Origin of the sequence: Anaerovorax odorimutans (genome assembly GCF_024459955.1) — a bacterium.
In the GTDB taxonomy this organism is placed as follows: Bacteria; Bacillota; Clostridia; order Peptostreptococcales; family Anaerovoracaceae; genus Hominibacterium; species Hominibacterium odorimutans_A.
Window position 1 is genome coordinate 1 of the sequence record NZ_JANFXK010000066.1, and the last position, 864, is coordinate 864.

Genomic DNA, 864 nt, shown 5'->3' on the forward strand with positions numbered 1-864 from the left:
TTTTTTAAGTTGTACATGTATACGGCCATCGCACCGGTGCCCCTTTCCTCTTTTGCAGGGGAGCCGAGCCAGAATATAGGGAAAAGTTTCATGAAATCCTACGGTGCCGTATGTTTGGAAGGAGCCATCATTGTGCTGGCCTGCGTCATTTTTTCCCTGTTTGTTACGTCTCCACCTGCGGTAAAGTCCGATGCGGCGGCTGTGACCATTGTCTGGAGCTATGTGGGAGAATTAATCTTTAACATGCTGGTACTGGTGGGAGCCGTGAAAATGGCGGACCGTGTGGTGCGGGAAATGATGGGGCTATAAACCGGTCTAAATTACCGGCTCATTTGTATCTTTGTAACGCATATCGCCGTGGCTGTCAAAATAAACGTCTTCCATGGAAATGCCCTTTTCGCGGGCTCTTGCGATCTGCCAGCTGACATCGTCTTCCATGGCCCTGTAATAACGCCGCTCTTGCAGGGTGCGTTTCAAGGAAAACAGCCAGCTGAGGACAGACAGGGCAATGAGACCGTAGAGGATGGCGAAAGCAAGAGGTTCATGAGCGGCGGCCCATTTGTTTAAGAATGTGGCGGCCAGTAAGAAATAAACCAGCGGCACGGTGAGCCGCAGTTTGCCAGCGATCTTAAAAAGGAAAGAAAATAGCATCAAAAGGAAGAGAAGGCCGATTGAAATCATAGCTGCATAAGGCATGAGGAAACTCCTTTCGTATGGTGGTTTAATTTTTTTCAGTATAGCAGATATGTGGCAAGATGCAACGGTGCAAATAATCAAAAGGAGAGATTTATGGAAGTAAAAATTAATCGGGAGATCCGGGATTATACGGAATCCATGTTTTTCGGACTGTCCATGCGGCAGTTC

At 47.8% G+C, this 864-nt stretch carries 1 protein-coding gene and 2 pseudogenes; 2 read left to right on the plus strand and 1 reads right to left on the minus strand.

Going from position 1 to position 864, the window contains the following annotated elements:
• A pseudogene (locus tag NE619_RS17840) lies at positions 1–309 on the plus strand (hypothetical protein); the annotation flags it as partial.
• A gap of 6 nt (positions 310–315) precedes the next feature.
• Here the strand turns inward: NE619_RS17840 and NE619_RS17845 are convergent.
• A complete protein-coding gene (locus NE619_RS17845) occupies positions 316–696 on the minus strand; it encodes a hypothetical protein (protein ID WP_256133840.1) in 381 nt (126 codons plus the stop codon).
• A 93-nt stretch (positions 697–789) separates the two neighbouring features.
• On the opposite strand from NE619_RS17845, the pseudogene NE619_RS17850 reads away from it, so the two are divergent.
• A pseudogene (locus NE619_RS17850) lies at positions 790–864 on the plus strand (PrgI family protein); the annotation flags it as partial.